The following is a 26,550-nucleotide window of genomic DNA, read 5'->3' on the forward strand; positions in this document are numbered from 1 at the left end:
TCGAGTGTTGCCGCGGCAGTTGAAAAAGCCACCAATAGACCGCTCGAAAGTGCCGGAAAAACGGCCTGATTTATTTGATTAGTCTCGTATCTGTCCATAAGGACTCACGAATTAAAGGACTAAATGAAATGAAACAGGACAATACGATGAGCATGACCGACAACCTAGATTACATTGCCGCTTGTGAGCTGGCTGAATGCCCTGCTTCGTCCATCGCCCACGCAGCAGCCATAAAGCCTGAATTGCTTCTGGCCAGTGACGAGACTGACTTTGACCCAGGCGATGAAGCTGCCAAGGGTGCTGTGGTTGCAAGCAGTCTGCTGGCATTTGCCGAGGGCGTTTCGCGGCAGAGCAAGCAAGACGTCATGGACTCCTTTCTGTTTGCCACCCTTGTGGCCAACAAGGCGTTCAGCCCTGAAACCCAGGGTGATCAGTGGTACGACAAATTCAACGAAGTACTCTCGAAGGTTGGCTGGCTTTCCACCCATTGGAACTATGCCCGCTATCGTGCTACCCAGCAGCGTTTCACCATGGACGAAGTCGGCCTTGAGATCCTTGGCTCGGCTGTTGCGGCTGCCGCTTTGCCTGGGCCTGCATTGCTGCTGATGCTCAAGGTCGCTGCGGATGCCATCGCTGCACTGAAAGCTAAAAAAGAGCCTCTGCGCCTGTTTGAAAGCCAGACAAAAAACCACCGCGGAGGCAGTTTCCGTATTGCCTCGTGCATCGAGTCCGATGACAAGACCGTGACTCTGTCCATGGGCGCGGTCAGCTTCCATACCGACAGTGATGTCACCAATGTCCTGTTCTGGGAGTGGCAGGACACAAACGTTGAAACCTGGAAAGGCGAGGACAACCTGGTGCTCAACACGAGCCTGTATTCGCGCCATCGCGACCTGATCCAGCAAAAGCTCAGCGACAACGCCAAGAGCGCGATCGAAGAGTTTGAAATCTGATCGGGTTATTTGCGGAGGCACGGGTTGCCTCCGCTTTCGGGATAAAAAGGAATTTCTCCCATGAAGCAGGAATTGGATGCCGCAGTCGTCAACGCCGGCTGTTTGCTGTTTTTCCCCACTTCGCAGCAGGTCGCGCCGAAAAACGATGTGCTGGACTCGATGCTGTATGTGCAGTTGGCAGCATCGAAGCAACACCCCAGGTTCGCCGAGTTCGAAAAATGGAATGAAACCCGCCTTGCTGCGGCTCTGCGTTTCGGCTGGGTGCTGAATGCCAGCGAACACGTCAGCGAGCCTTTGCCGGTAGATGCTGTCCGAACCGTATGGAGTTGCCTCGAGCGTGCCCTTGCACCGTCAGTGTCAGCGCAGACCCTGCAGGACGCAGAAACATTGATGCGTAAAGTGTGCAAGCAATCGGCTCGCAACCCGGCGCTTCAGTTGCTGCGTAGCCAGACGGTACAGAGCGGTTTGAATCATGCGGGAAAATTGCAGGTCGGCGTGGTCCTGCAACTGGGGTTCTTCGACGATCAGCACAACCTGACGCTGGCGCAGCTTCAGTTCGCCACACGTCAGCCGTTGCCATCCGGTTTTCTTTTCGAAGTACTCGAACCGCAAAGTGTCTACGGCAACATCGCTGTGACCGTTTATAAAATGCAATTGATTGAACAGGTCTATTCGCAGTTTCGCGATGACATCGACAAGGCGTTGTCGAGCAGGCGTCCCGGTATGATCATGTCGCTTGGGGAAACGCCTTATGTCTGATCTGGATGAGACCCTGCTGGCAGGGGCCAATCTCCTGTCTTTCGCCCGTAACGTCGAGCCCGGTTTGCGTCAGGACGTACAGGACTGTCTGCATCACGCGAAACTTGTCGCCGATGACCAGCATTCCCCGCGCATGGCCTGGCGTTCATGGCTGGACGCTTACCAGCAAGCCATTCTTGCAACGGGTGGACGGCGCAGCGCGGTGATTAACGACGTGCGCTTGAGAATTCACAGTTTCAGGGACATTGGCAAATTGCAGCTTCCAATGGTCAATAACTCCGTCGAGCTTCGCCAGCTCTATCGCAGCTCACTCGACAGGCTGCTGAGCAGTAACCATGCGAAGACATTTTTCAGCAGCTGGTTTACGTCTGGACGTTCTGAAAGCTTTCAACTCATGCCTTGTGCAATGCACAGCGAAGACGAGGTGATGATCCTGTTGTGCAGCCTACAGATGACCACCATTGCGTCGAGGCCAGCGCTTTATTTTTGGCAGATTCTTGGCGGAGAAATGCAAGTACATGCTGTTGGTACTGCGTTTCGGTTCAGTCGCAAGAGCTTCGAACCTTTTCGCCAGACTGTTCAGGACATGCTGGCTGATCGTGCTGCCGCTGAAATCATCAATTTATAACGACGGTCAAGTTCCCATGGAAGGGGGTTACTCAAATGAAAGCAGGCACAGGCAATGCGGCGTATCTGGGCGATATCCCCAGTATGGTGACGTTTCTTCCGGGGCTTACAAGTGAGGAGCGCACGGACATTCAGGATGTACTTCTGGATGCGCAGTTGTTCGCAGGTAAGCAGTTTGATTTCAAGATGCAGTGGAGCAGTTGGATGCATTACTACCGCAGCCGGCTCAAGACACGTGGCATACAGCAAAAAGGCGTGGTTCTGGGCGACTCACTGGTCGTAAGCAATGTCGATGATTTGTTACAGGCGACCTTCAAGGTCAGCAATCCAGCGGACCGCAAGCGCCTTGGCGACATGGTGCAGCGCGCTGTCGCAGCATTGGGAGTGAATCAGGCGGCAGAGTCTTACTTTAAAAACGGCTTTGAACAAGGCCGTCTGGGCAGCTTCCAGATAGTGCCCTGCGAGAAGTATGAACCTGATCGGGTACTTCTGTTGCTGTGCAGTCTGCATCTGAGCGTGGACGAGCACGCGGCAGGTAGCCGACGGCTGCTGTTTCACTTCAAGGGCGGCAGTTACACCTTTGACCGCAAGATTTACGCCGCACATCGTAATGACGTAACGCAGTATCTGGACGGCAGGGCGCAAGGGCTGGTGCGGGCTGCACGTATCTGAGTTGTATCAGGGCAGCAGATAGCCCCTTATACCGGTAAAGATGATTTGTGCCGCCAACGCACAGACGAACAACCCCATCAGGCGGCTGACAATCTGCAAACCCTGATCGCCCAGGATACGTTCGATACGGTTGGAGAGGTAAAGCACCGCGCCAACCGTGAGGCTGGCCAGTGCAATACTCAGGATGGCAGTGAGTTTGTCATCCCAATGAGGCTGACTGACGCCCATGACCAGTAGCGCACCGATGGTGCCGGGGCCGACGGTAAGGGGAATGGTCAGCGGAACAATGGTCACATCCTGCTGGATATTATCGGTCTGGACGGCCGATTTGCCTTGGGCCATGCCCAGCGCGGATATGAACAGCACGCTGCCAGCCCCAATCCTGAAGGCATCGACCGTGATTCCGAATACATCGAAAATCACTCTACCGAACAGATACAGCAAGATGCTGGAAATCAGTGTCGCCAGCGCTACCTTCCAGGCCAGACGCCGCTGTTCCTTGCGCGAGTGACCGCGGGTCAGGCTGATGAAGCAGGAAAGAACGAAAAACGGGCTGTAAAGCACCAGCATTTTCAGATAGACGCTGAACAACACGTGAAGCATGGCTTCGACTCACAGCAGCAGGTGGATGGCAGCGCCAGTCTATCAGGCCACTGTGTGCCTTTCCCGTTGCTGTCAGTTTCTTCGATACTGCTCGCCGTCCGACGGCAGTCCGCGAGCCTTGTCGCGGTGTGCTACCCAGTGTTCGACCAGTTCGCGCAGTTGCGACAGCTCGATAGGTTTGGCCATGTGACCGTCCATACCTGCCTGGCGTGCACGATCCTTGTGCTCAGTGAGAATATGCGCAGTCAGTGCAACGACCGGTGTGCGCACCCGCTGATTGCCGACCTCCCAGGCACGCAATTGCTCGGTTGCCGAGAAACCGTCGAGTATCGGCATTTCACAGTCCATCAGTACCAGGTCATAACGCTGCGCCTTCATGGCACGCAGCGCTTCTTCGCCGTTGCTCGCCGTATCGGGATTCAGGTTGAGCTTGCCGAGCATGCCGCGGATCACTTTGGTCGAAATGCTGTTGTCTTCGGCTACCAGAATCCGGAAGTCGCCCGGTACGCTGACCGGCGTATTGATGACCGGGCCAGGCTTTTGTGCAGCAACGCCCTTGTTCAACTGGGTCAGTTCATCTGCCAGCGTCGTCTTGAGCGTGTAGCCCGCCACCGGTTTGGCCAGAATGCGCTTGATACCGGAGTTGCGAGCAATGATCTTGCTTGGGGCATTGCTGATGCCGGTAAGCATGATCAACAGAATGTCATGATTCAGACTTGGGTCTTCCTTGATCTTGGCGGCCAGTTGCATGCCGGTCATGCCGGGCATGTTCTGGTCGAGCAGGACCACATCGAAATAGTCGCGCAGATGCGCCTTGGTCCGCAGCAAGGCCAGTGCCTCCTTGCCGGACGCCACTGCACTGACATTCAGGCCCCAGGCGCTGCATTGCTGGACCAGCACCTTGCGGCAGGTATCGTTGTCGTCAACCACCAGCACTCTGGCATCTTTCAGCGGGCTGTCCAGATCGATGGTCGGCTGCTCCAGCAGCTTTGCGTCCAGCGGCAGGTTCAGCCATAACGTGTTGCCCTGGGTGCCGCTGTTCTGAATACCGAATTCACCGTCCATCAGGATGATCAACTGGCGGGCGATGACCAGCCCCAGGTGACCACCGAGCCTGCTGCTGGCCAGGAAGTTCCGGCTGTGCAGTTCGGCGTGCAGCAACTCTTCACGTTCTTCGTCGGAAAGCGATTCACCGCTGTCCTGCACCGAAATACGCAAACGCGTCTTTCCGTTTTTCGAAGACTCAAGGGCGACGGCCAGAAGAATTTCACCTTCGTCGGTCTTCTTCAGGGCATTTTCCAGAAGGCTCAACAGCGTCTGGCGCAGGCGAGTCGGGTCACCATTGATAACCCGTGGCACCTGGGGCTGGATCTGGCTGATCAGCTCGACCTGCTGCTGCTCGGCCTTGGCGCGGAAGATGTTCAGGCAGTCCTCGACCAGCGCGCCGATGTCGAACTGCACATCGTCCAGTTCTATCTGCCCTGACTCGAGCTTGGTGATGTCCAGAATCTCGTTGATCAGCGTCAGCAGTTCGTTACCGGCACTGTGAATGGTCTGCACATAGTCGCGCTGCTTGACTGACAGCGGCGTACCGAGCAGCAGTTCGGTCATGCCCAGCACGCCATTCATGGGGGTGCGAATCTCGTGACTGATCTTGGCCAGAAATTCGGCTTTGGCGTTGATTTCGGCGGTACTCGCAGCCTGATCACGGCTGAGGCTGAAACGGTCTTCGGTGATGCTGCGATGGCGTTCGCTAAGGGCCAGGCTCATCGACAGACCGCTGATGCAGAACACGCTGAGCAGCGCGAGTATCAGCCACTGTGGCGGCACCAGACTCAGCCACAGCAGGCCCGGCAGAACCACCATGTAACCAATGTTGAAAATGATCATCCCGAGGACAAACAGGCGCGCCGAACGATAGCCTTTCTGCCAGTGCCACATCGACACCGCCAGAATGCTCAACGTCGTCAACGAGACCAGGCCGAAAGTCAGAATATTGATCGGCAGTCTGTCGTCCAGCAGTACCAGCACAGTACCGATGCCCATGAGCACGGCGTTGCCCAGCAATAGACGATCCAGTTTGCGGGCGTTGCGATGGACGAAGAAGCAGTAGGTGTAGATCAGGCCTGCGACAGCCGCCAGCAACAGCGCAATGTGCGCACTGGGGGTCTGTGCGATATTCCACGGGTCAATCGGGCGCAGCAGGTTAAGCAGCAACAGGGCACTGAGCCCGAGCAGTGCTTCACAGGCGGCGAGCCATAGATTGCTACGCGAACGTGTATGCCCGTAGCGCGTCAGGTTCTGCACGATGAGCATCGACAGCGCACCGAAAAGCAGCCCGAACAGGAACGGCTCGGTCTCGTCGGCGGCGCTTTTGATGGCCGGCTCCAAGGTAATGCTGGGGCGCATTTTCTGGGTGGAGACCAGCTTCAGGTAGATATCCAGCGTGTTCGAACTCTGGGGGATCGGCAGCAGGAAATCGTTCGAAGGCAGACGCTGATCTTCCTTGGGCACCTCGTTGCCGGTGCGCAGGTGATCAATCTGTTGATCGCCATCCATGACATACATGTCCGCGCTGGCGAGGTCGGGAGCGAAGATGCGCAGAAGCTGCTCGTGCTGGGTAGGCAGCAGGCGGTAATGCAGCCATACCGCACTGTCACGTTCCGCTGCAGTGACTCGTTCCAGCTCGGTAGGACTGAATTGATTCTGATAGCGCGCCGAACGAATTTCATCCAGCGTCAGGTGGGCCTTTTCGTCGAGCAGCGTCGACCAACCTGCGCCATGCTCGGCCTGTGCCGAAAGCATGAACAGCAGGGTCAGCAGTCCAGCGATTGATGCTATGGCAATCCTGAGCCAGCGCACAATGAAATCCCTTCGTGAGTGAATGCCTGGTAAAACCGCGAATGCCGGGTCAATCGGCCTGCCTCTGATTGAAGAGGCAGGCCTGATCGATTATTCCAGCGCTTCGCCACGCTCACGGGCAATGGCACGGTAGCCAATGTCCTTGCGATAGAAACATCCTTGCCAATCAACCTTGGCAGCCAACACATAGGCATTTTGCTGCGCATTGCCAACACTGTCACCCAGTGCCGTAGCACACAGTACACGACCGCCGCTGGTCACGACACGATCATCCTGCAAGGCAGTGCCTGCGTGGAATATCTTGCCTTCCAACTGTGCAGCAGCTTCCAGGCCTTCGATAACTGCGCCTTTGGCGTAATCGCCGGGGTAGCCACCAGCGGCCAGGACGATCCCCAGGCTTGGACGGGGGTCCCACTGTGCTTCGATCTTGTCCAGCGCCTGCGCCAGCGCTGCTTCAACCAGCAGTACCAGACTTGATTGCAGGCGCAGCATGACCGGCTGGGTTTCCGGGTCGCCGAAGCGGCAATTGAATTCGATGACCTTCGGGTTGCCAGCTTTGTCGATCATCAGACCAGCATAGAGGAATCCGGTGTAAACATTGCCTTCATCAGCCATCCCCCTGACGGTCGGCCAGATAACCAGATCCATGACACGTTGATGAACTTCGGCGGTGACCACCGGGGCAGGGGAGTAGGCCCCCATGCCACCGGTGTTCGGGCCGGTGTCGCCGTCGCCGACGCGCTTGTGATCCTGGCTGGTGGCCATGGGAAGCACATTCTTGCCGTCGACCATGACAATGAAGCTGGCTTCTTCGCCATCGAGAAACTCTTCGATAACGACGCGGGAACCGGCTTCGCCAAAGGCGTTGCCAGCGAGCATGTCACGCACGGCATCTTCGGCTTCTGCCAGGGTCATGGCGACGATCACGCCCTTGCCTGCTGCAAGACCGTCGGCCTTGATGACTATCGGAGCGCCTTTTTCACGCAGATAGGCCAGGGCAGGCTCGATCTCGGTGAAGTTCTGATAGTCGGCAGTAGGGATCTTGTGGCGCGCCAGGAAGTCCTTGGTAAATGCCTTGGAACCCTCAAGCTGCGCAGCGCCGGCGGTCGGACCGAAGCAGTCCAGACCACGGCTGCGGAACAGGTCGACAACGCCTGCAACCAGCGGCACTTCAGGACCGACGATGGTCAGTGAAACGTTCTTTTCAGCGAAATCCGCCAGTTGCTCCAGTGCCAGAACGTCGATAGCCACGTTCTCGCATTTGGCTTCGATGGCCGTGCCCGCGTTGCCGGGTGCGACGAACACCTTCTGCACACGTGGGTCCTGAGCGACTTTCCATGCCAGGGCGTGTTCACGACCGCCGCTGCCAATGATCAAAACATTCATTTCAAAAACCTCGATGACGCTGATTCTGGAGTACGCGGTGTGCCTGAGGCGACCCAACCGCCGTACGAGACCGCACTGGCGCAGCAGACGCCTGCGCCAGTGCGGCCGTTTTTCTGATTAGTGCCGGAAGTGACGCATGCCGGTGAAGACCATCGCGATGCCGGCTTCGTCTGCTGCTGCAATCACTTCGTTGTCACGCATCGAGCCGCCGGGCTGGATGACGGCAGTGATGCCGACCTTGGCCGCGTTGTCGATACCGTCACGGAACGGGAAGAACGCATCGGAGGCCATGACCGCGCCCTGTACCTGCAGCCCTGCATGCTCGGCCTTGATAGCGGCGATGCGTGCCGAGTTCACGCGGCTCATCTGGCCTGCGCCGACGCCGACGGTCTGGCGGTTGCGGGCGTAGACGATGGCGTTGGACTTGACGTACTTGGCGACTTTCCAGGCAAAGATCAGGTCGTGCATTTCGTGTTCGGTAGGGGCACGCTGGGTAACGACCTTGAGGTCTGCCTGAGTGATCATGCCGATATCGCGGCTCTGTACCAGCAAGCCGCCATTGACGCGTTTGTAGTCCCAGGCAGGCAGACGCTCGCTCCACTGGCCGCTGGTCAGCAGGCGCACATTGGCTTTGCTGGCCACGATGGCACGCGCTTCGGCGCTGACGCTTGGCGCGATGATCACTTCGACGAACTGGCGCTCGACGATGGCCTTGGCCGTTGCTGCGTCCAGCTCGCGGTTGAAGGCGATGATGCCGCCAAATGCCGATTCGGAGTCGGTGGCATAGGCCAGCTCGTACGCCTGACGAATGCCGCCTTCATCATCCGGGCAGACCGCGACACCGCACGGATTGGCGTGTTTGACGATCACGCAGGCCGGTTTGACGAAGCTCTTGACGCATTCCAGCGCGGCGTCGGTATCGGCGACGTTGTTGAACGACAGTTCCTTGCCTTGCAACTGGGTGGCCGTGGCAATGCCGACCTCGGCAGGTTTGGCTTCAACGTAAAACGCCGCGCTCTGGTGCGGGTTCTCGCCGTAGCGCATTTCCTGGGCCTTGACGAACTGGGTGTTGAAGGTGCGCGGGAACTGACTGCGGCCTTCGGTGCTCAGGGTTTCGGCAGTCTGATCGACGCCGCCCAGGTAGTTGGCGATCATGCCGTCGTAGGCGGCGGTGTGCTCGAACGCCTTGAGCATCAGGTCGAAGCGCTGTGCGTAGGTCAGGCCGCCAGCCTTGAGGCTTTCCAATACCTGACCGTAGTCACTGGCGTTGACCACGATTGCGACATCTTTATGGTTCTTCGCAGCGGAACGGACCATGGTCGGGCCGCCGATATCGATGTTTTCGATGGCGGTCGGCAGGTCGCAGCCCGGCTTGGATACAGTGGCTTCAAACGGATACAGGTTGACTGCAACCAGATCGATCGGCTTGATGCCGTGCTCGGTCATGATGGCGTCGTCGATGCCGCGACGACCCAGAATGCCGCCGTGGATCATGGGGTGCAGAGTCTTGACCCGGCCATCCATCATTTCAGCGAAGCCGGTATAGTCAGCCACTTCGACTGCCGCGACACCGTTGTCCTTGAGCAGTTTGAACGTACCGCCAGTGGAAAGAATCTCGACGCCCAGCGCTTCAAGCTCGCGGGCAAACTCAAGGATTCCTGTCTTGTCGGATACGCTGATCAGGGCGCGACGGATAGGCAGGCGGGTAGTCTGGTCGGTCATCTCGATTTCCATCAAAAGCAAAAGAAGTCAGCAAAAAAAAGCGACCGCGGTGCAAGGTCGCCTTTTCTGTTTTGAATGCTTTAAAGCAGATCGTACTGTTTGAGTTTCTTGCGCAGCGTGCCGCGGTTCAGTCCCAGCAGCTCGGAAGCCTTCGTCTGGTTGCCCTTGACGTAGTTCATCACGCTTTCCAGAAGCGGAGCCTCGACTTCCGACAACACCAGGTTGTAGACGTCAGTGACGGATGCGCCTTCGAGGTGGGCGAAATAATTGTGCAGCGCCTTCTCGACACTTCCGCGCAGGGTCTGACCCTCTTCGCTCGGCGTGTTGAGGTGCTGTTTCAAATTGACGTTGTCGCTCACGGGTGTTGTTCCACTCACTAAAGTCTCGGTCATCATCGTCATGCGGCCACCTCTTTATCATTCTCGTTATCCGGGCCCTTGCAGCCTTGGCTGAAGAACTCCCGGACGTTGGCGCACTGTGCTTCCGTATCTTCCAAACGATTGAAGTGGGCGCGAAACTCTCTGGCGCCCGGCAGGGTTGCGAGATACCAACTGACGTGTTTGCGTGCAATACGCACGCCCATCACATCTCCATAGAAAACGTGGAGCGCTGCCAGATGCTCAAGCAGAATACGTTCCACTTCACTCGACTGCGGGGCCGGGAGTTTTTCTCCGGTACGCAGGAAGTGTTCTATCTCGCGAAAAATCCAGGGACGCCCTTGGGCGGCCCTGCCAATCAGTAACCCGTCTGCGCCGGTGGCCTGTAGCACGCGCCGGGCTTTTTCGGGTGAATCGATGTCGCCGTTGGCAAACACCGGTATCGACACTGCCTGTTTGATCATGGCAATGGTGTCGTACTCGGCTTCGCCGGTGTAAAGGTCGGCACGGGTTCGCCCGTGTACCGCCAGTGCCTGAATACCGGCCTGCTCGGCGATTTTCGCCACTGTCAGGCCGTTCCGGTTGTCGCGATCCCAGCCGGTGCGGATCTTCAGCGTAACCGGCACATCGACCGCAGCCACGACGGCTTGCAGGATGTCGTTCACTAGTTGCTCGTCTTTCAACAGCGCCGAACCTGCTGCCTTGTTACAGACCTTCTTGGCCGGGCAACCCATGTTGATGTCGATGATCTGGGCACCCAGTTCGACATTGGCACGTGCTGCGTCTGCCAGCATCTGCGGATCACCGCCGGCGATCTGTACCGAGCGCGGCTCGGGATCACCTTCGTGGATCATGCGCAGACGCGATTTGCGGCTGTTCCACAGGCTCATGTCACTGGTGACCATCTCCGAAACCACCAGGCCGGCACCGAGTCGTCGGCACAGCTGGCGGAAAGGCTGGTCGGTGACGCCCGCCATCGGGGCGAGGACCAAGCCGTTTTGCACTGTATATGGGCCGATGCGTACTGCCGACATAGCCTTACCTGTTGTGGAGGCCAAATCATCCGCAGGCCGTGTAAAAAACCGTTTCACCCGGTCTGCAACGGCCCGTCCCGCCAGCCGCTTGCGCCACCGTCAGATCGAACCGAGAGTTTGAAAAAGGGTTGGCATGATACCCGCTCTCGATGACTGGATAAAGGCTGAATTGGATAAAATCTGAACAGCTGGTTGTGGCGCTTGCAGAGAACGATTACACGGCATCTGGCACTGTAAATTCTGCGATCATGCAGCGTTCCCTGGCCTAACGAGCCTGTATTGGATCAAGTAAAGCCGACGTTATGGCAGTAGGCCTGTCATTCCGGCGAACGGAAGTTCAGGCTGTAATTCACGGCCTTGGCGCCTGGATCAAGGATATCCAGCGCGATATGGATCGGCGTTTGCGGTGGCATCTCTTCCTTGCCGGCCATTTCGCCGCTCAAGTATTCACCGGGCTTGAACCGACGACTGGCAATCAACTGACCGCCGGTATCGGAAAAACGCAGCTCCAGCAGCGGGAACGGCTGGGAAAACGAGGCACGGTTGTAGATGATCGCATCAACCACCAGAGCCCCTTGAAACTCAGGATGGCTGCGTACCACCAGGTTGCTGCTCTTGAGCTGGGATATGTCCACCTTGGTCGGCACCTTGCAGCCAATTTGCGGGCAAATCTGCTGGAACCACGGGCGATACTGATCCTGGCGCGCCAGTTGATCGAAATGGTACCAGACGTATTGACCTGCCAGACCGGCCAAAGCCAGTACGATCAACAGGCCCCACGCAAAGCGGCGGCCCCAGCGCGGTTTGGGCGGCTGCCAGTCCAGTTGCAAAGGGTCGTCAGTCAGGTCAAGCAGTGCCTGCTCGCGCACTGCAGGTTCGTTACGGCTGCGTCTGCCACGTGGTTCAGGTTCAAGTTCTGGTTCGTCGTCGTCATGATCTTCGTCGTCATCCACGGCTGACCAGCGTTGCACTTTTTCCGCAGGCAGGGCCTTGCGCGGTGTGGTAACAAGCACGACGGGTTCGTCATCGTCCAGGTGCTTGTCCAGTGACAGCGAGGGCTCGGTCCTTTTGTCGTCGGGCAAAGCCTCCGGGTCTTCGGGCGAATCCGGGTCGGGGATGACCTCGGCGTGCAGCTCGGGCAGACGTTCGACATCGTCGTTGTGCAGCGTGCCGACCCAGGCAGCCTCGTCGGTCTGGCGATTGTCACGCTTCGCCGTCAGGTTCTCATCGTCAGTGCCGTTGTCGCTGGCCGGGCGGGCGAAGGTGTCGGGTCGTCGGGTCTCGCGCTGTTCGAGGCGAGCCAGTTCTTCGTCCAGGTTCAGATTGTCCAGATCCAGCTCGCTGACCTGCCAGGGGTCATCGTCTTCATGGGCCTTTTCCGGTTCAGGCTTCAATTCGGGCTCAGGCGTCGACGCAGGCTCTGGTTGGGGCGGCGCTATGACCACCGGCGTGGCGCTCAGGGCCTCCTTTTCGGAGTCGACTATGGCGCGCTGCTCCAGCAACTGCCGGGCTGCGTTGAAAACCTGCAGGCAGGCGCCACATCGCACCACGCCGCGGGCCACGCTCAGTTGAGCGTGGCTGACTCTGAAACTGGTCTGGCAGTGCGGGCACTGGGTGACAAAACTGTCGGTCATGCGGCTGTCCGGTTGAAGCGGCGGTTAACGGCGGCGTCCCGTGATGCGTACCCAGCCATCTCGGTTTGCGATCGGGTCTAGATCAAAGCTGTCAGCATAGGCCGCAGCGACTTCCTCACCCTGTTCGGCCAGGATGCCTGACAGGGCCAGGCGACCGCCGGTTCTGACCAGCGATGCCAGTTGCGGTGCCAGGGAAACCAGCGGGCCAGCCAGAATGTTGGCGACCAGCACATCGGCTTGCTGGTGCGGCAGGTCCTCGGGCAGGTACAGCGGGAAGCGCTCGGCAGCGATGTTATTGCGTCCGGCATTGTCACGAGAGGCTTCCAGTGCCTGCACGTCGATGTCAGTGCCCACGGCCTGTTCGGCACCCAGCAGCAGAGCGGCGATGGCCAGAATGCCCGAGCCGCAACCGAAATCCAGCACGTTGCAGCCTTTGAGGTCCTGGCCGTCCAGCCATTCAAGGCACAGTGCGGTGGTCGGATGGGTGCCGGTGCCGAATGCCAGGCCAGGATCAAGCAGCAGGTTCACGGCATCCGGTTGCGGTGCAGCATGCCAGCTTGGCACGATCCACAGGCGCTTGCCGAAACACATTGGCTGGAAGTTATCCATCCAGCTGCGCTCCCAGTCCTGATCTTCGATGACTTCGGCGCTGTGCTCGGGCAGTTCTTCGCCGGTCAGCAGGCTCAGGTGTGCCAAGGCCATTTCGGCATTGGTGTCGGCTTCGAACAGCGCCAGCAAATGGGTGTGTGTCCATAGCGGCGTGGTGTTGAGTTCAGGCTCGAAAATCGGCTGGTCTTCGGCGTCCATGAATGTCACGGACACGGCGCCGACTTCAAGAAGGGCGTCTTCGTAGGTTTCGGCTTGTTCTGGGCTGATGGCGAGACGGACTTGCAGCCAAGGCATGGCGGATTACCTTCGATTCGGAAATTAAGTGCGGCTTGCACGGCCGGCGCGGCCGCAGGAAGCGGGCAAGTTTACTGCTATGCGCTGCAAACAACAAAGCCGCATCGCTGCGGCTTTGTCGTTCTGAAACACACTGGCTTATTGATTGGCCAGTTTGTGCTCCAGGTAGTGGATGTTGACTCCGCCTTCGCAGAAGCCTTCATCACGGGTCAGATCACGGTGCAGCGGGATATTGGTCTTGATCCCGTCGACCACGATTTCGTCCAGGGCATTGCGCATGCGTGCCATGGCTTCTTCGCGGGTCGCGCCCCAGGTGATCACTTTGCCGATCAGCGAGTCGTAGTTGGACGGAACCTTGTAGCCGCTGTACAGGTGCGAATCGACCCGTACACCGTTGCCGCCCGGTGCATGGAAGTGCTTGACCAGACCTGGGCTTGGAACGAAGGTTTTCGGGTCTTCAGCGTTGATCCGGCATTCCAGCGCATGCCCTTTGATGACCACGTCATCCTGGGTGTACGACAGTTTGTTGCCGGCGGCGATGCTGAGCATCTCCTTGACGATGTCGATACCGGTGACCATTTCGGATACCGGGTGCTCCACCTGAACACGGGTGTTCATCTCGATGAAGTAGAAACGACCGTTCTCGTACAGGAACTCGAAAGTACCCGCGCCGCGATAGCCGATATCGATACACGCCTTGACGCAGGCAGCCAGAACATCCGCACGCGCCTGTTCGTCGATGAACGGTGCCGGTGCTTCTTCCAGAACCTTCTGGTGACGGCGCTGCAGCGAGCAGTCGCGGTCGCCCAGATGAATCGCCTGGCCCTGGCCGTCGGAAATGACCTGGACTTCCACGTGACGCGGGTTGGTCAGATATTTTTCCAGGTAGACCATCGGGTTGCTGAACCATGCCGCAGCTTCGGCGCGGGTCTGGGAGGCGGCTTCGATCAGGTCTTCTTCGCGATGAACCACACGCATGCCGCGACCACCACCGCCACCGGCGGCCTTGATGATCACCGGGTAACCCACTTCACGACCAATGCGCAGAGCGGTTGCTTCGTCTTCCGGCAGCGGGCCGTCGGAGCCCGGAACGGTTGGCACGTTGGCCAGCTTCATGGCGTCCTTGGCAGAAACCTTGTCGCCCATCAGGCGGATGGTGTCTGCTTTCGGGCCGATGAAGGCAAAACCCGATTTTTCGACCTGTTCGGCGAAATCGGCGTTTTCAGCGAGGAAGCCGTAGCCAGGGTGGATCGCCGTGGCACCGGTCACTTCGGCAGCCGAGATGATCGCCGGAATGTTCAGGTAGGACAGATTGGCTGGTGCCGGACCAATGCAGACGGTTTCGTCTGCCAGGCCCAGGTGCATCAACTCGCGATCTGCCGTGGAGTGTACAGCGACGGTCTTGATGCCCAGTTCTTTACAGGCACGCAAGATGCGCAAGGCAATTTCGCCGCGGTTGGCGATTAGAACTTTTTCCAACATCGCAGGCTCTCCCCGGGTCAAACGATTGTGAACAGCGGCTGGTCAAACTCAACCGGCTGACCGTTTTCTACCAGGATGGATTCGATCACGCCGCTGGCTTCTGCCTGGATGTGGTTCATCATTTTCATCGCTTCAACGATGCAGATGGTGTCGCCTTTCTTGACGGTCTGACCCACTTCGACGAATGCAGGCGAAGTAGGTGCCGGGGTGCGGTAGAACGTACCGACCATTGGCGACTTGACCACAAAGCCGTTCAGTTTCGGAGCCGATGGTGCTTCTGCTGCGGCCGGAGCGGCTGCAGGCGCCGGTGCGGCGACAGGCGCAGCAACCGGGGCTGGCGCGTAGTAAGGCTGCGCTGGAGTCTTGCTGTGACGGCTGATCCGTACGGATTCTTCGCCTTCACGAATTTCCAGCTCGTCGATGCCGGACTCTTCCAGTAATTCGATCAGCTTCTTGACTTTGCGAATATCCATTAATCAACTCCCAAGGTTCTGTAAGGGCAATTTGTCGGCCGTTTCAAGCGATGTGGTCAGCGTCAGGCTGGACTCGTCATGGCTTGGCACTGGCGGCCAGTTGTTCCAGGGCGGCTTCCAGGGCCAGGCGGTATCCGCTGGCTCCCAGGCCGCAGATCACTCCTACAGCGACATCTGAAAAGTAGGAGTGATGGCGGAAAGGTTCGCGTTTGTGCACGTTTGATAAATGCACTTCGATGAATGGGATGCTCACTCCCATCAGCGCGTCACGTATTGCAACGCTTGTGTGCGTAAAAGCAGCCGGATTGATCAAAATAAAGTCCACACCCTCACCGCGCGCGGCGTGAATACGGTCGATCAGTTCATACTCGGCATTGCTTTGCAGATACATCAGGTGGTGACCGGCATCGCGCGCGCGTTGCTCCAGGTCCTGATTGATCTGGGGCAGGGTGATGGTGCCGTAGACCCCGGGTTCCCGAGTGCCCAGCAGGTTCAGGTTGGGCCCGTGAAGGACCAGGATAGTCGCCATTGCGTGTTCCTTTTATTGTCTGCGAGCGGTTTACGCCCGGCGACTATGCCGGAAGGGCAATGGACTGTCCAGTTAACAACAGTAGCCAGCACGATGAGCGATATTCGCGCAAAGTTTGTGACTCAGCGTTTAGTTTTGGTCATTTGCCCTATTCAAGCGTTCAATCAGGCCTGCGGCGTCGATTTCGCCGACGACTCGCACATTTTGCAGCTCTTCGCCGTTTTTAGCGAAAAACAGCAGCGCGGGAGGACCGAACAGCTTGTAGCGGTCGAGCAGGGCGCGTTGCTCCGCATTGCTGTCTGTCATGTCAAAGCGAACCAGGCTGTAACCCGATAATCCGGCAACGACCCCAGGATCGGGCAGAACTTCGTGCTCGATGACCTTGCAACTGATGCACCAGTCAGCGTACCAGTCGAGCAATAGCGGTTTGCCTGCGTTTTGCGCTTCCTGCATCACGCGGTCCAGTTCGGCTGAGGTGGTGATGGTTTGCCACTGGTTCGAGCTTGATGTGACTGTTGGGTTGTTTGCCGTGGCGTATTCGCGGCCCAGCGGACGCAGCGGGTCGGTTTGTCCGGACAGCGCGCCATACCAGCTGGCCAGCGCATAAACCAACAGCGCCAGACCGAGCAGTTGAGCGAGCTTTTGCCGAGTGGTCTTTTCAGTGAACTCCAGTGCGCCGAGAAACAGCGCAACACCCGCAGACAGCAGGCCGACCAGCAACAAGGTGACCTGGCCCGGCAAAACGCGGCTCAGCAAACCGATGGCCAGCGCCAGCAGCAGTACACCGATTGCATTTTTCACCGTGACCAGCCAAGGCCCGCTTTTCGGCAGCCATGCAGCACCACCGGTGGCTATCAACAGCAATGGCGCGCCCATGCCCAAGCCCAGCGCAAACAGTTTCAACCCGCCACCAACGGCGTCGCCGCTGGCGCTGATATACAGCAGCGCACCGGCCAGAGGGGCGGAAACACAGGGGGAGACCAGCAGGCTGGAAACCACGCCCAGCACGGCTGCGCCCCACAGTGATCCGCCTTCGGTCTTGCCGGCGATACGGTCCAGACGAGAACTGATCGACTGCGGCAGACGCAGTTCGAAAGCGCCAAACATGGCGATGGCAAAGATCACGAAAAACGCTGAAAACGGCACCAGAACCCAGGCCGATTGCAGGCGTGCCTGCAGATTCAGGCTCGCGCCAAACATACCCATCAACGCGCCGAGCAAGGCAAAACAGGCCGCCATCGGCAGTACGTAAGCCAGTGACAGGCTCAGGCCGCGCAGGCCGCCAACCTTGCCGCGCAGCACCACGCCGGACAGAATCGGCAGCATCGGCAGTACACAGGGGGTGAAGGTCAGACCTACGCCTGCGAGGAAAAACAGCGTCAGTTCTTTCCAGCTCCAGGCGGCTGAGGTGGCTGCTGCAGTGGCGGATGCCGAGACGGCAGGGCTGGCGGCCACATCGCCAATGTTCAAACGCTCGGTTTCAGGCGGGTAGCACAGGCCCTTGTCGGCGCAGCCCTGATAGGTGACAGCGAGCGTGAAGGGGCGTTGTTCACCGGGTTTGCGTGGCAGGTCGATGTCGAGAATGCCGTGATAGACCTCGACATCGCCAAAGTATTCGTCGTGTTTCTGTTCGCCCTTGGGCAGTTGTGCTTCACCCAGGCCGATATCAGCAGGCTCGGTGCGAAACTGGAAACGATGGCGATACAGATAATAGCCATCGGTGGCGACCAGCCTTAGCTTGATCGATTCTGGCGTGGTTTCGATCAGGCTCAACTGAAAAGCCTGCCGCACGGGCAGGAAGTCCTTGCTGTTATCCAGCGAGCCGCCGCCCAGGGTTGACGACGGGCGGCTGTCCAGCAGACCGGCACCGAAGGCGGGCAGGGCCAGGATCAATAACATCAGGCATAACAAACGGCGCATGGCAGTCTCGAATCTCGAAAGTCCGCGCATGATAGCGGAGTGTTTCGCGGCCTGCTGACAGGAGGTTTGTAAGGTGCAGTGTCATTCAGGTGACAGAACCACCCCGCGAGGCTACTTGCTACCCGCTGAAAACTTGCCGCCAGCCTCCTGTTCGTAGTACTCGGGGATTTTGTACTTATAGGTTTCCAGCCAGCGTTGCAGGCTCAGGTCACGCTCGGCGGCGGTATTGATTTGCGGCGTCGGCGATGCAGCCTTGCCGCTGGCTTGCAGTTGCAGCCAGGTTTCAGTCTGTTTCTGCGCGTAAGGTGATTGCTCGTCGCTCGCAGCCCAGGCGCTGCTGACGATAAAAAGGGTGAAAATGCTGCCGACGAGTGCGCCTTTCATGGTTGTGCTCCTGTTGTACTGGCGGACGCGAGTGGCGTGGCGCGGGTTTTTCCGATTTTTTCGGCACGCGCCTGAGCCTCGGTGATCTGCTCGGGCGTCAGTCCGGCTCGAGAGGCCAGTTCGGCTGCTTGCGTCCATTTGTTCTGGTAGATCAGCAAGGTGGCCAGATTGATTGCCGCCAGCGGATCGGACTGTTTGAGCTCCATGGCGGTGAGGAACTGGAAGCGCGCCTGTTCCAGTTTCAACTGATTGAGATAGACAACGCCCAGGTCGTTGCGGATTTTTTCGTCAGTCGGTTGCAGTTTGCTGGCCATGAGCAGATGTTGCTGAGCCAGCGCATTGTCGCCACGCGCCGCAGCCAGTTGTCCCAGCCCATGCTCACCCTCGGCTGCCCGACAGGTGCCCAGCAGGCTGCGATACAGCGGCTCGGCTTCGTTGCTGCCCAACAGCCGCAATACCCGTGCCTTGCGCAGGCGAACCTCGCCCAGGCTGTCCGGCAGGCTTTCCAGATTGGCGAGGCTGGCATGCAAGCGTCCCTCATCTGCCATGTTCTGAGCCAGATTCAGGGAGAACTCCTGATCCGATGTCAGTTTGGGGCATTGGCCGGGCTGAGCCGTGGCCTGTGTCCAGAGCGCGCTGCCATCACTGGTACATCCGTTCAGCAACAGCATCCCGAGTAGTGCGATCACTGGTTTCATTGCAATGCGTCCTTTCGTGCACGGGTAACACTGGATTCAACTGCCCAGTGCGCGACTTATGGCGATAAATCCAGGGCCCGCCAACACGATCAGCAGGGCTGGAAACAGAAACACCATCATGACCACCGACATCTTTGCCGACAGTTTGGAAATATATTCCTGCAGGCGGGTCAGGCGTCGGTCGTCAATCAGTTGCTTGAGCGTGAGCAGAGACTTCAATGCGCCGCCGCCCTGATGAATCAACTGATTGAGGATCACACATGTGTCACTCAATTCGTCGACGGCCAGCAAGGCCGCGGTTTTTCGCAGTTCTTCGCCCAGTTCCAGGCCAGAGTCGACCCGCACCAGTACCACGCGAATTTCCTCGGACAGCACCGGCAGCAAGTCTTTACCTTCAAGACTCAGCACGCGTAGCGCCTGCTCGACGGCCATGCCGGACTCGAACAGGATGCGCAGCAACGGGATAAACGTAGAAATTTCCACCACCACCTGTTTCTGGCGGCGCTGAGCGACGGCCGCGAGAATTCGTTTGGGCAGCAGATAACCGATTCCCAAGGCAAATACCGGCGCTATGAGCGGCTGCTCGACGCCTTTGAAAAGCAGCAGTTGGGCTACAATGACCACGACCATCAGGCCGACCGGAACGCCGACCTGGCATGCGGCAAACAATGAGCGTTTGCTGGCGCGCCGCCAGCCGATTCGATTGAGCAACATCTGGGTTTCCGAGTCCAGGCTGATGCTGCGCTGGCCAATGCGGGTATCGCCGAGCAACCGCAACAGGCTGCCGATGCGGCTTTCGCGAATCACCTGGCCTCTCAATCGTCTTGCCACCAAGCGTTCGTTACGGCGTTGCCGAGCCATGCCGGACAGCAGCAGAAATGCGGCAGCGGCGAGCATCACGGCAGCGAGTAACAATTCCATCTAAATGCTCCTCAACATGCGCCACAGCACCACGCACCCTGTTGCCTGCAGAACGAAGGCCATGCTCAACATGATCTTCCCGCTGTCATCGTTCCACATATGCAACAGATAGCTGGGGTTCACGGTCAGAAAGTAGCCGGCCATGCCGACCGGCAGCAGCGCCAGCACTAGCGCTGTCATGCGGGTTTCACCGGTCATTGCGCGCAATTGGCGACCGGCCTGTTCCCGGTCACGAATCAGCTTGATCAGGTTTTCCATCAGCTCGCTGGCATTGCCGCCATATCGATGATTGACCCGCAAGCCAAGGGCAAACAGATGAAACTCGTCGCGTTCATACAGCTCGGCGAAATCCCTCGCGGCATCCGGCAGGCTGACGCCCAGTTGCACGTTCCGCTCGATACGGCTCATGCCATCCTTGAGTGGCTGATCCGTTGCTTCGATGCCGTGCAGCACCGCGTCGGCGAGGGTTCTGCCTGATTTGAGGCTGCGTACGGTATGGTCGAGCAGTTGCGGCAATTGCTGGATCATGCGGCGCACACGCACCTCATAGCGCCACGACACAAACAGGCGCAGGGTCAGCGGCACCGCCAGCAGCGCGCTGACCGCGCCGATGCCGCCGCCCAGTCCGTAGCCGATCAGAATCAACAAGGCATAGAGCGACAAAGCCAAGCCCATGCGCTCGGTCGGTCGACCCAACCCTGCACGCAAAAAGGCCCGATCCAGGTAGGTCCATCCAGCCTTTTCAACCACAGGCTGAACCTGTCCGGCGGTCAGACGCTGCCTGACCCGTTCGCTGGCGCCCTGATTGAGCGCGAGGTAGAACATGCGAATGGACGCAGTCAGCAGCAGCAAGGAGATCAGGCCGAGTACCAGTGATGCATTCATTGCGCCGCCTCCCTGAGCACGTCAGTAGCCTGGCCGCAGCTTGTCGCCTGCGGCGTGTGCAGCTTCGCGCATGAAGCCGACCCCGGTGCGGCGATCAAGCCGGAACAATGTATTGGTGACATAGATGTCATCGCGTATGCCGACTACCTCCACCACTTCGCTGACACAGCGTCGGCCATCCGGCAGGCGCGCCAGCTGGATAATCACATCCAGCGCCGCGCAGACCATCTGGCGCAGGGTTTTTTCCGGTATCAGTCGCCCGGTCAGGCCAACCAGCGTTTCCAGGCGCAGCAGAGCATCCTGAGCATTGTTGGCGTGAACGGTACTCATGGAACCGTCGTGGCCGGTGTTCATCGCCGTCAATACATCGAGCACTTCGACACCACGGATCTCGCCGAGGATGATGCGGTCCGGGCGCATCCGCAGCGAGTTGCGAATCAGGTCGCTGGCGCGCACCTCGCCATGCCCCTCGGCATTGGGCGGGCGGGTTTCCAGACGCACCACGTGCGGGTGGCTGAGCTGCAGCTCGGCAACGTCCTCGATAGTGACCAGGCGCTGGTTGCTGTCGATCAACTGGCTCAGCACGTTGAGCATGGTGGTCTTGCCTGTGCCGGTACCGCCGCTGACGAGGATGTTGCAGCGTTTGCCGACCGCTTCCTGAAAAAACTCGAAAATGGACTGATCGATGGTTTGCATGGCCACCAGATCTGCGCTCTTGAGCATGTCCTTGCGAAATTTCCGGATCGACAGGCAAGGGCCATCCAGCGCAATCGGCGGGATGATGGCATTGACCCGGCTGCCGTCGGGCAGACGCGCATCGACCATAGGCGAAGATTCATCCAGGCGCCGCCCGAGTGGCGCGAGGATGCGCTGCATCACGCGCTCGACGTGGTGCGAGTCGATAAAGCGCAGGTCGGTGTGGTGCAGCACGCCATCACGTTCGACAAATACCTTGCCCGGCCCGTTGACCAGAATTTCCGTGACCGACGTGTCGCGCAGCAACACTTCAAGCGGGCCGAAACCGGTCAGCTCATCGACCAGCTCTTCGGCCAGTCGCTCCATTTCATAGCGCGAAATAGCCAGCCGTAGTCGCGCAACGTATTCGGCCACCTTGTCGATGACAAATTGCGCCAGTGCCGGTCGTGAGCCTTCGAGCAGGTTTTTGCCGCTTTCTTCGATGCCGTCGATGATGTAACGGTGCAACACCAGTTTCAGGCCCTGGCCGTCATCGGCTTGCCCGCTGCCACGCGACGAGACGCCAAACAGTTTTTCCGCCATTACCTGTTCCCCCACAGTCGAGCGAGCCAGCCCTGATCGGGTTTGTCGTGAGCCTCGGTATTGCGTGCCAGATGCTCGCCAAGCCGACGCAGCCCGGAACACAACGCGTCGCGTGAGGCCAGCTCGAACAGCGTCACTCCCTGGTTTTTGGCGTTGAGGCGCAGCTCTGGTGCCAGCGGCAATACGGCCTGCACCGGCAGGCCGAAGGTCTTGGCCACGGTTTCCGAATTGGGTGCGACCGAGCGCTGATAGCGATCAATCAGCAGGCTGGCGTGTTGCATTCTCATGCCTTTCTCACGCCAGTTATTAAGCACCGTCAGGTTGCGTCGACAGCCCAGTACGCTCTGGTCGGCGTACCACAGCAACTGATCGCAATGGCTGACCAGCGAGCGCAGTGCCTCGCTGTCCGGCTGGCCCACGAGGTTCACGACCACATGTTGAAAATGCTGGCGCAGGGCGCTGAGCAGCATATAAAGCTCCGCTGCGCTGGACTGCTCCAGATGATCGTCGGCTTCGCTGTACGCCAGAATGCGCAGACCGCTTTCACTGGTGGTGAACGCACTGTCGATCAGCGTTGCATCGAGCCTGCGCAAGTGGCGCAGGGCATCGCCAAAGCTGAATGTGGATTCAAGGCCGAGCATCAGCAGGCTGTCGCCGCGCGGCAGGCCGAGGTCCAGCAGCAGCGTGCGTTGCCCGGTCTTGTGCACCACCATCGCCAGGTGCGTCGCGATCAAGGCTCCGTCGTCATCGCCTTGCGCGCCATACAGCACTGACAGGCCGCTCATGTTCGGGTTGGGCGTCACGGCAGGCAAGCGCTTGCTCAAGCGTCTGACCAGGCCGGCGACCTCACTCGAACGAGAGCCGTAAGCGACGAAATCCCGCGCCCCGGCACGCATCGCGTTGAGCACCAGCTGGTTATCCATACCATCGCCAAGCGCGACGATGGCCAGCATCGGCTTGGCTTCCAGCGCGCTCTCGATCAGGGCGCTCTGGGTCATCAGATGCTCACGGTCCAGCCCGACGAACACCACACTGGCAAAGGTCACGTCCACCAGCGCGAGCAGATCGTCGAGGCTGCCGGTGCCTGCGCTGACCACCTGGCCCAGTGAGCCAAGGGCACTCTGTAGCCATTCCAGATCAGTGTTGTTACGGGTGATTGCCAGGAAGGTCTGGCTCAGGCTCTGGCTCATTTGGATAACCCGTCGCGACGGTCAAAGTCGCCGTTTTCCAGAAAATACAGGCGCGGAAAGCTTGGATCGTAGGTGCGCAGCCCCTCACCCGGCAGCGAGGGCAATTGCGCGTTGGCGGCCAGCGGTTGAACCAGGTGCGGGGTGACGATCATCAGCAGTTCGCGTTCATCGCGCTGGATTTGCGAATTGCGGAAAAACGCGCCGAGAATGGGGATGTCACCCAGACCGGGAAACTTGCCTACGGAGCCGACGTTACTGGAGCTGATCAGCCCACTGACCACAAAGCTTTCTCCGTCGGCAAGCGCGATACTGGTGTCGGTACGCCGTATGTTAAGCGCCGGCACGTTTGTGCCGGCGATGGTGATACCGGCAGAGAAATCCAGTTCGCTGACTTCGGGGGCAACTTTTAGCAGGATTCGGTCACGGCCCACTACTGTCGGCGTCAGGGTCAGGCGTACGCCAAACTCCTTGTACTCGATGGAAATACCATTGCCCTCGCCATTGGGCACAGGCACCGGGAACTCGCCCCCTGCCAGAAAGCTTGCACTTTGCCCATTGAGCGCAACAAGGCTGGGGCGGGCCAGGGTGTAGGCGTAGCCGCTGTTTTCCATGGCGTTGAGCATGCCCAGCACTTTGCTGCTGCCGCCGCCCCAGACAATATTGAAATTGCTGTTGTTTAGCGGAATGCTCGGCCTTGTGCCACTCACCGTACCGGGGGTGACGTTTACGCCGGGAACCGTGCCAGGCGCGCCGAACAGAAAGTTGTTCGAGCCCTTGCCGAATATCGAGGTACTGGCCTCCTTGAGTTTGGTGCGGCTGACTTCGATAAAGCGGATGTCGGTCTGCACCTGGCTGGGTAACTCGGCATCAGCAGATGGCGCAGTAACGCTCTCTATCATCGATGCCGTGGCCCGGCCGCGTACGAATACCATGCTCTGGCGCGGGGCGGTGGCGCAGGCGGTCCAGACCATCAGGCTGGTCGTGCCCTGCGCAACGCCCGTCAACAGAAAACCATCCGTACCGTTGACATGCACATCGGCAATTTTCGGGTCGCCGACGGCAATGCGGGTGATGGCCACAGGTGAGCGCACTTCCTGCTGAATGCCCTGATCGATTTCCACCGCCGCTGGCATTGCAGCAAGTCCTGCACAACTGCCGGAAGCGGCCCAGGCTGATTGTGCAGACAGCGCCGCCAAGGCTAACGCCAGCAGCCGGGGTTTTGTTACTGGCACGGAACAACAGCTCATCAAATGCAATCCTTGCTCAATCAGGGAGTTTGTTGCGTGATCTGGTTACCGCGTATGACCTCGACTGCGCGAGGCGTGCGAGTGGCTGCGCCCTGTGTCGGCGAGTTGGCCGGGCCCAGGCTCAATTGTCTGAAGCTGACCAGTTGGCGGTTGGCAGAGTCCAGTCGTTCGGCGGCATCACGGCTACCGGCTTCGCTCGCCCAGTAATTCTGAAGGTTGCCCTCGTCGGCGCTGCGCACGGCCAGACGCAGGACACCGGTTTGCGACGCCAGCATCAGCCGTGCCAGCAAGGCTTCCGGTACCGCGACGGTGACGGTTCGCGCGTTGATCCGCAGCTGTTCCTGTTTAAGGCGTTCGTCAGCGTTGATGTCCTGCACCGGCTTGCCGTTGCGATCCGGGCCGAGCAGCCCGCCAACTCCAAGAACTCGCAGGGCGGGTACGACCACCTGGCTGGAGCGGTTCGGGTTGCTGGTGTCCTCGGGCAGGTAAAGCAGCACATCCACATAGTCGCCTGGGCTGAGCTGCCCGGATGCGCCAATCACCTCGTCAACCTGCAACGCCAGCGCTCGTTCATGAGGGCGAATCATCCGCGCCAGTGTGCCGCCTGCTTCAAAACTGTTCTCGCTAAGCCAGGTTCCGGCCGTCAGTGTTCGCCAAGTGCTGCGGCCCACCAGTTTGTCGATGTGCTCGAAACTTCCAGGCGGCGCGACCTTGAGGCGCTCTACGGTCAGGTCTTCAGCCGTGATGGGGGTATAGGCCGGTACGTCCCGGGCCAAAACCACTACGTTGTGGCGCAGCGCATCCTCGACCGGCGGAGTCGGGGGCGTTTGGGTCGATATTTCGGTGGCGTCAGGCACCGTGGGCGGCGTGACAACTGCAGGTGCCTCGGCCGGTTTGCTGACGGCGATTCCCAGATAACCGGCAATCAACGCTCCCAGCAAAAACAGGACAGCAAGCACCGTGGTAATGCGACTGCTCATGGCAACGTTCCCTTTGTCATTGCAGGACAACTTCAAACCGGTGCGACAACTTCGCAATGTGGCGCGGCGGACGACGTTCCCGTCCGTTATGTGACGTTAGCTCATGGCACTCAGAATGCCATTGTGCTTTGGTATAAAAATGCTGTTGCGTGAACAACATAGCGTTTGACCACGCCAGACGCAGGAGATGGCCAGTCTTATAACTTTCCGGTTAATGCTTTGTTGAGATTGTGGGTTTACGGATTGGAGACAATGCTGTGCAGGCAGACAGTTTCGCATGTGACACGCATGTTCGCGCCTAGAAGGCACAAGGAGAAATGAGATGTCCCTTACACGGCTATACGTAGGTACCTATATCCGGGTTAAATCCTTTATCAAAGACCGTGAAGCCGCTTCGGGTATAGAGTACGCCTTGATCGCAGCGATGGTTGCAGTGGCTATCGTTGCTTTTGTTCCCACGATAAGCGGCAGGATCACTGCAATGTTTACAACTATTCAGAATGCGTTGTGAGTTGAGCACAGATGGAAATATGTCAGTAGATAGCCTTTTTCAACAGGAGTAATCTGGATATCCTGATCGCATTTATTCACGTTTGAAGGTGTCAAAATGGCTGTCCATCCTACCCGCCAACAGCTGCTGTTGGTTGATGACGAAGAGGACGCGAACGAGGAGCTTGCAGAACTGCTCGAAGGCGAGGGGTTCTGCTGTTTCACGGCGTCGTCCGTGAAAATGGCCCTGCACCAGCTGACAGCCCATCCGGACATCGCGCTGGTGATTACCGATCTGCGGATGCCGGAGGAAAGTGGTATCCAGTTGATCCGCCACCTGCGCGAGCACACGTCGCGTCAACACCTGCCTGTCATCGTGACCTCAGGGCACGCCGACATGGACGACGTCAGCGACCTGTTGCGCCTGCATGTACTGGACTTGTTCCGCAAACCCATCTACCACGTTCGTCTGCTGGAAACGCTCAACAACCTGTTCCCCGAGCCGAAAATCTTTCAGGTTCAGTGACCACAGCGTTTTCGTA

At 58.8% G+C, this 26,550-nt stretch carries 26 protein-coding genes; 6 read left to right on the forward strand and 20 right to left on the reverse strand.

Annotated features, from left to right (window positions below; all coding sequences use genetic code 11):
- Nucleotides 1–128: 128 nt before the first annotated feature.
- From RYA97_RS05520 to RYA97_RS05535, 4 genes are read left to right on the forward strand one after another with little or no spacing between them, the layout of a single operon-like run.
- Nucleotides 129–953, forward strand: a complete 825-nt coding sequence (locus tag RYA97_RS05520; RefSeq protein ID WP_316892002.1) for a hypothetical protein — start codon at nt 129–131, stop codon at nt 951–953.
- A 60-nt stretch (nt 954–1,013) separates the two neighbouring features.
- Nucleotides 1,014–1,712, forward strand: coding sequence for a hypothetical protein (locus tag RYA97_RS05525; protein ID WP_016982362.1), 699 nt, complete (start codon nt 1,014–1,016; stop codon nt 1,710–1,712).
- The gene (locus RYA97_RS05530) at nt 1,705–2,340 is read left to right on the forward strand and encodes a hypothetical protein (protein ID WP_016982363.1); all 636 of its coding nucleotides are present in this window, start codon (nt 1,705–1,707) and stop codon (nt 2,338–2,340) included. The genes RYA97_RS05525 and RYA97_RS05530 overlap by 8 nt, the downstream gene beginning before the upstream one ends.
- A gap of 35 nt (nt 2,341–2,375) precedes the next feature.
- Entirely contained in the window at nt 2,376–3,011 is a 636-nt protein-coding gene (locus RYA97_RS05535; RefSeq protein WP_016982364.1) for a hypothetical protein, read from the forward strand.
- 6 nt (nt 3,012–3,017) lie between these two features.
- Here RYA97_RS05535 and RYA97_RS05540 read toward each other — a convergent pair whose 3' ends face one another.
- The 20 genes from RYA97_RS05540 to cpaB all read right to left on the reverse strand — a co-directional run bounded on the left by RYA97_RS05540 (nt 3,018) and on the right by cpaB (nt 25,519).
- Entirely contained in the window at nt 3,018–3,614 is a 597-nt protein-coding gene (locus RYA97_RS05540) for a MarC family protein (RefSeq protein WP_316892003.1), read from the reverse strand.
- Nucleotides 3,615–3,686: 72 nt separating this feature from the next.
- Nucleotides 3,687–6,476 carry a hybrid sensor histidine kinase/response regulator RetS gene (retS, locus tag RYA97_RS05545; RefSeq protein WP_005782104.1) on the reverse strand — a complete coding sequence of 930 codons (2,790 nt, stop codon included), beginning with the start codon at nt 6,474–6,476 and terminating at the stop codon, nt 3,687–3,689.
- Between the two features lie 90 nt (nt 6,477–6,566).
- Nucleotides 6,567–7,862, reverse strand: a complete 1,296-nt coding sequence (gene purD, locus RYA97_RS05550) for a phosphoribosylamine--glycine ligase (protein ID WP_057404495.1) — start codon at nt 7,860–7,862, stop codon at nt 6,567–6,569.
- A 117-nt stretch (nt 7,863–7,979) separates the two neighbouring features.
- Nucleotides 7,980–9,584: a bifunctional phosphoribosylaminoimidazolecarboxamide formyltransferase/IMP cyclohydrolase gene (gene purH / locus RYA97_RS05555; RefSeq protein WP_005732154.1), complete on the reverse strand. Its 1,605-nt coding sequence runs from the start codon at nt 9,582–9,584 to the stop codon at nt 7,980–7,982.
- A gap of 80 nt (nt 9,585–9,664) precedes the next feature.
- Nucleotides 9,665–9,985: a DNA-binding transcriptional regulator Fis gene (gene fis, locus RYA97_RS05560; protein WP_002555375.1), complete on the reverse strand. Its 321-nt coding sequence runs from the start codon at nt 9,983–9,985 to the stop codon at nt 9,665–9,667.
- Nucleotides 9,982–10,995 (reverse strand): tRNA dihydrouridine synthase DusB, encoded by a 1,014-nt coding sequence (gene dusB, locus RYA97_RS05565; protein ID WP_004666305.1) that lies wholly within the window; start codon nt 10,993–10,995, stop codon nt 9,982–9,984. Before dusB ends, fis begins: the two co-directional genes overlap by 4 nt.
- Nucleotides 10,996–11,312: 317 nt before the next feature.
- On the reverse strand, nt 11,313–12,629 hold the full coding sequence (locus RYA97_RS05570; protein ID WP_057404496.1) for a DUF3426 domain-containing protein: 1,317 nt from the start codon (nt 12,627–12,629) through the stop codon (nt 11,313–11,315).
- A gap of 24 nt (nt 12,630–12,653) precedes the next feature.
- Complete coding sequence (prmA, locus tag RYA97_RS05575; RefSeq protein ID WP_005746710.1) at nt 12,654–13,532, reverse strand: 50S ribosomal protein L11 methyltransferase; 879 nt, start codon at nt 13,530–13,532, stop codon at nt 12,654–12,656.
- A gap of 138 nt (nt 13,533–13,670) precedes the next feature.
- Entirely contained in the window at nt 13,671–15,014 is a 1,344-nt protein-coding gene (gene accC / locus RYA97_RS05580) for an acetyl-CoA carboxylase biotin carboxylase subunit (protein WP_002555371.1), read from the reverse strand.
- Between the two features lie 17 nt (nt 15,015–15,031).
- Complete coding sequence (gene accB / locus RYA97_RS05585) at nt 15,032–15,487, reverse strand: acetyl-CoA carboxylase biotin carboxyl carrier protein (RefSeq protein ID WP_002555370.1); 456 nt, start codon at nt 15,485–15,487, stop codon at nt 15,032–15,034.
- Nucleotides 15,488–15,563: 76 nt separating this feature from the next.
- The gene (gene aroQ / locus RYA97_RS05590) at nt 15,564–16,016 is read right to left on the reverse strand and encodes a type II 3-dehydroquinate dehydratase (protein ID WP_002555369.1); all 453 of its coding nucleotides are present in this window, start codon (nt 16,014–16,016) and stop codon (nt 15,564–15,566) included.
- A gap of 129 nt (nt 16,017–16,145) precedes the next feature.
- A complete protein-coding gene (locus RYA97_RS05595) occupies nt 16,146–17,936 on the reverse strand; it encodes a protein-disulfide reductase DsbD (protein ID WP_272940248.1) in 1,791 nt (596 codons plus the stop codon).
- Between the two features lie 111 nt (nt 17,937–18,047).
- Nucleotides 18,048–18,320: a DUF3613 domain-containing protein gene (locus RYA97_RS05600; protein WP_005753139.1), complete on the reverse strand. Its 273-nt coding sequence runs from the start codon at nt 18,318–18,320 to the stop codon at nt 18,048–18,050.
- A complete protein-coding gene (locus RYA97_RS05605; protein WP_005782117.1) occupies nt 18,317–19,018 on the reverse strand; it encodes a hypothetical protein in 702 nt (233 codons plus the stop codon). The genes RYA97_RS05600 and RYA97_RS05605 overlap by 4 nt, the downstream gene beginning before the upstream one ends.
- Before the next feature lie 36 nt (nt 19,019–19,054).
- A complete protein-coding gene (locus RYA97_RS05610; RefSeq protein ID WP_002555365.1) occupies nt 19,055–19,939 on the reverse strand; it encodes a type II secretion system F family protein in 885 nt (294 codons plus the stop codon).
- A complete protein-coding gene (locus RYA97_RS05615) occupies nt 19,940–20,824 on the reverse strand; it encodes a type II secretion system F family protein (RefSeq protein WP_002555364.1) in 885 nt (294 codons plus the stop codon).
- A 21-nt stretch (nt 20,825–20,845) separates the two neighbouring features.
- Nucleotides 20,846–22,102: a CpaF family protein gene (locus RYA97_RS05620; RefSeq protein WP_002555363.1), complete on the reverse strand. Its 1,257-nt coding sequence runs from the start codon at nt 22,100–22,102 to the stop codon at nt 20,846–20,848.
- Entirely contained in the window at nt 22,102–23,292 is a 1,191-nt protein-coding gene (locus RYA97_RS05625; RefSeq protein WP_004666301.1) for a CpaE family protein, read from the reverse strand. Before RYA97_RS05625 ends, RYA97_RS05620 begins: the two co-directional genes overlap by 1 nt.
- On the reverse strand, nt 23,289–24,539 hold the full coding sequence (locus RYA97_RS05630) for a type II and III secretion system protein family protein (RefSeq protein WP_005746718.1): 1,251 nt from the start codon (nt 24,537–24,539) through the stop codon (nt 23,289–23,291). The genes RYA97_RS05625 and RYA97_RS05630 overlap by 4 nt, the downstream gene beginning before the upstream one ends.
- A 20-nt stretch (nt 24,540–24,559) precedes the next feature.
- Nucleotides 24,560–25,519 carry a Flp pilus assembly protein CpaB gene (gene cpaB, locus RYA97_RS05635; protein ID WP_016982371.1) on the reverse strand — a complete coding sequence of 320 codons (960 nt, stop codon included), beginning with the start codon at nt 25,517–25,519 and terminating at the stop codon, nt 24,560–24,562.
- 322 nt (nt 25,520–25,841) lie between these two features.
- Between cpaB and RYA97_RS05640 the strand changes: the two genes are divergently transcribed.
- Nucleotides 25,842–26,030 (forward strand): Flp family type IVb pilin, encoded by a 189-nt coding sequence (locus RYA97_RS05640; RefSeq protein WP_002555359.1) that lies wholly within the window; start codon nt 25,842–25,844, stop codon nt 26,028–26,030.
- Between the two features lie 96 nt (nt 26,031–26,126).
- Nucleotides 26,127–26,534, forward strand: a complete 408-nt coding sequence (locus tag RYA97_RS05645) for a response regulator (protein WP_002555358.1) — start codon at nt 26,127–26,129, stop codon at nt 26,532–26,534.
- Nucleotides 26,535–26,550: the final 16 nt, after the last annotated feature.

The sequence above is a fragment of the Pseudomonas syringae group sp. 26L6 genome, from assembly GCF_032587815.1.
In the GTDB taxonomy this organism is placed as follows: Bacteria; Pseudomonadota; Gammaproteobacteria; order Pseudomonadales; family Pseudomonadaceae; genus Aquipseudomonas; species Aquipseudomonas amygdali.

Excerpts from the sequence above, each read along its gene's own strand:
- RYA97_RS05520 (WP_316892002.1), top strand. The coding sequence starts at position 129 with ATGAAACAGGACAATACGATGAGCATGACCGACAACCTAGATTACATT.
- RYA97_RS05525 (WP_016982362.1), top strand. The coding sequence starts at position 1,014 with ATGAAGCAGGAATTGGATGCCGCAGTCGTCAACGCCGGCTGTTTGCTG.
- RYA97_RS05530 (WP_016982363.1), top strand. The coding sequence starts at position 1,705 with ATGTCTGATCTGGATGAGACCCTGCTGGCAGGGGCCAATCTCCTGTCT.
- RYA97_RS05535 (WP_016982364.1), top strand. The coding sequence starts at position 2,376 with ATGAAAGCAGGCACAGGCAATGCGGCGTATCTGGGCGATATCCCCAGT.
- RYA97_RS05540 (WP_316892003.1), bottom strand. The coding sequence starts at position 3,614 with ATGCTTCACGTGTTGTTCAGCGTCTATCTGAAAATGCTGGTGCTTTAC.
- purD (WP_057404495.1), bottom strand. The coding sequence starts at position 7,862 with ATGAATGTTTTGATCATTGGCAGCGGCGGTCGTGAACACGCCCTGGCA.
- purH (WP_005732154.1), bottom strand. The coding sequence starts at position 9,584 with ATGACCGACCAGACTACCCGCCTGCCTATCCGTCGCGCCCTGATCAGC.
- fis (WP_002555375.1), bottom strand. The coding sequence starts at position 9,985 with ATGACGATGATGACCGAGACTTTAGTGAGTGGAACAACACCCGTGAGC.
- dusB (WP_004666305.1), bottom strand. The coding sequence starts at position 10,995 with ATGTCGGCAGTACGCATCGGCCCATATACAGTGCAAAACGGCTTGGTC.
- RYA97_RS05570 (WP_057404496.1), bottom strand. The coding sequence starts at position 12,629 with ATGACCGACAGTTTTGTCACCCAGTGCCCGCACTGCCAGACCAGTTTC.
- prmA (WP_005746710.1), bottom strand. The coding sequence starts at position 13,532 with ATGCCTTGGCTGCAAGTCCGTCTCGCCATCAGCCCAGAACAAGCCGAA.
- accC (WP_002555371.1), bottom strand. The coding sequence starts at position 15,014 with ATGTTGGAAAAAGTTCTAATCGCCAACCGCGGCGAAATTGCCTTGCGC.
- accB (WP_002555370.1), bottom strand. The coding sequence starts at position 15,487 with ATGGATATTCGCAAAGTCAAGAAGCTGATCGAATTACTGGAAGAGTCC.
- aroQ (WP_002555369.1), bottom strand. The coding sequence starts at position 16,016 with ATGGCGACTATCCTGGTCCTTCACGGGCCCAACCTGAACCTGCTGGGC.
- RYA97_RS05595 (WP_272940248.1), bottom strand. The coding sequence starts at position 17,936 with ATGCGCCGTTTGTTATGCCTGATGTTATTGATCCTGGCCCTGCCCGCC.
- RYA97_RS05600 (WP_005753139.1), bottom strand. The coding sequence starts at position 18,320 with ATGAAAGGCGCACTCGTCGGCAGCATTTTCACCCTTTTTATCGTCAGC.
- RYA97_RS05605 (WP_005782117.1), bottom strand. The coding sequence starts at position 19,018 with ATGAAACCAGTGATCGCACTACTCGGGATGCTGTTGCTGAACGGATGT.
- RYA97_RS05610 (WP_002555365.1), bottom strand. The coding sequence starts at position 19,939 with ATGGAATTGTTACTCGCTGCCGTGATGCTCGCCGCTGCCGCATTTCTG.
- RYA97_RS05615 (WP_002555364.1), bottom strand. The coding sequence starts at position 20,824 with ATGAATGCATCACTGGTACTCGGCCTGATCTCCTTGCTGCTGCTGACT.
- RYA97_RS05620 (WP_002555363.1), bottom strand. The coding sequence starts at position 22,102 with ATGGCGGAAAAACTGTTTGGCGTCTCGTCGCGTGGCAGCGGGCAAGCC.
- RYA97_RS05625 (WP_004666301.1), bottom strand. The coding sequence starts at position 23,292 with ATGAGCCAGAGCCTGAGCCAGACCTTCCTGGCAATCACCCGTAACAAC.
- RYA97_RS05630 (WP_005746718.1), bottom strand. The coding sequence starts at position 24,539 with ATGAGCTGTTGTTCCGTGCCAGTAACAAAACCCCGGCTGCTGGCGTTA.
- cpaB (WP_016982371.1), bottom strand. The coding sequence starts at position 25,519 with ATGAGCAGTCGCATTACCACGGTGCTTGCTGTCCTGTTTTTGCTGGGA.
- RYA97_RS05640 (WP_002555359.1), top strand. The coding sequence starts at position 25,842 with ATGTCCCTTACACGGCTATACGTAGGTACCTATATCCGGGTTAAATCC.
- RYA97_RS05645 (WP_002555358.1), top strand. The coding sequence starts at position 26,127 with ATGGCTGTCCATCCTACCCGCCAACAGCTGCTGTTGGTTGATGACGAA.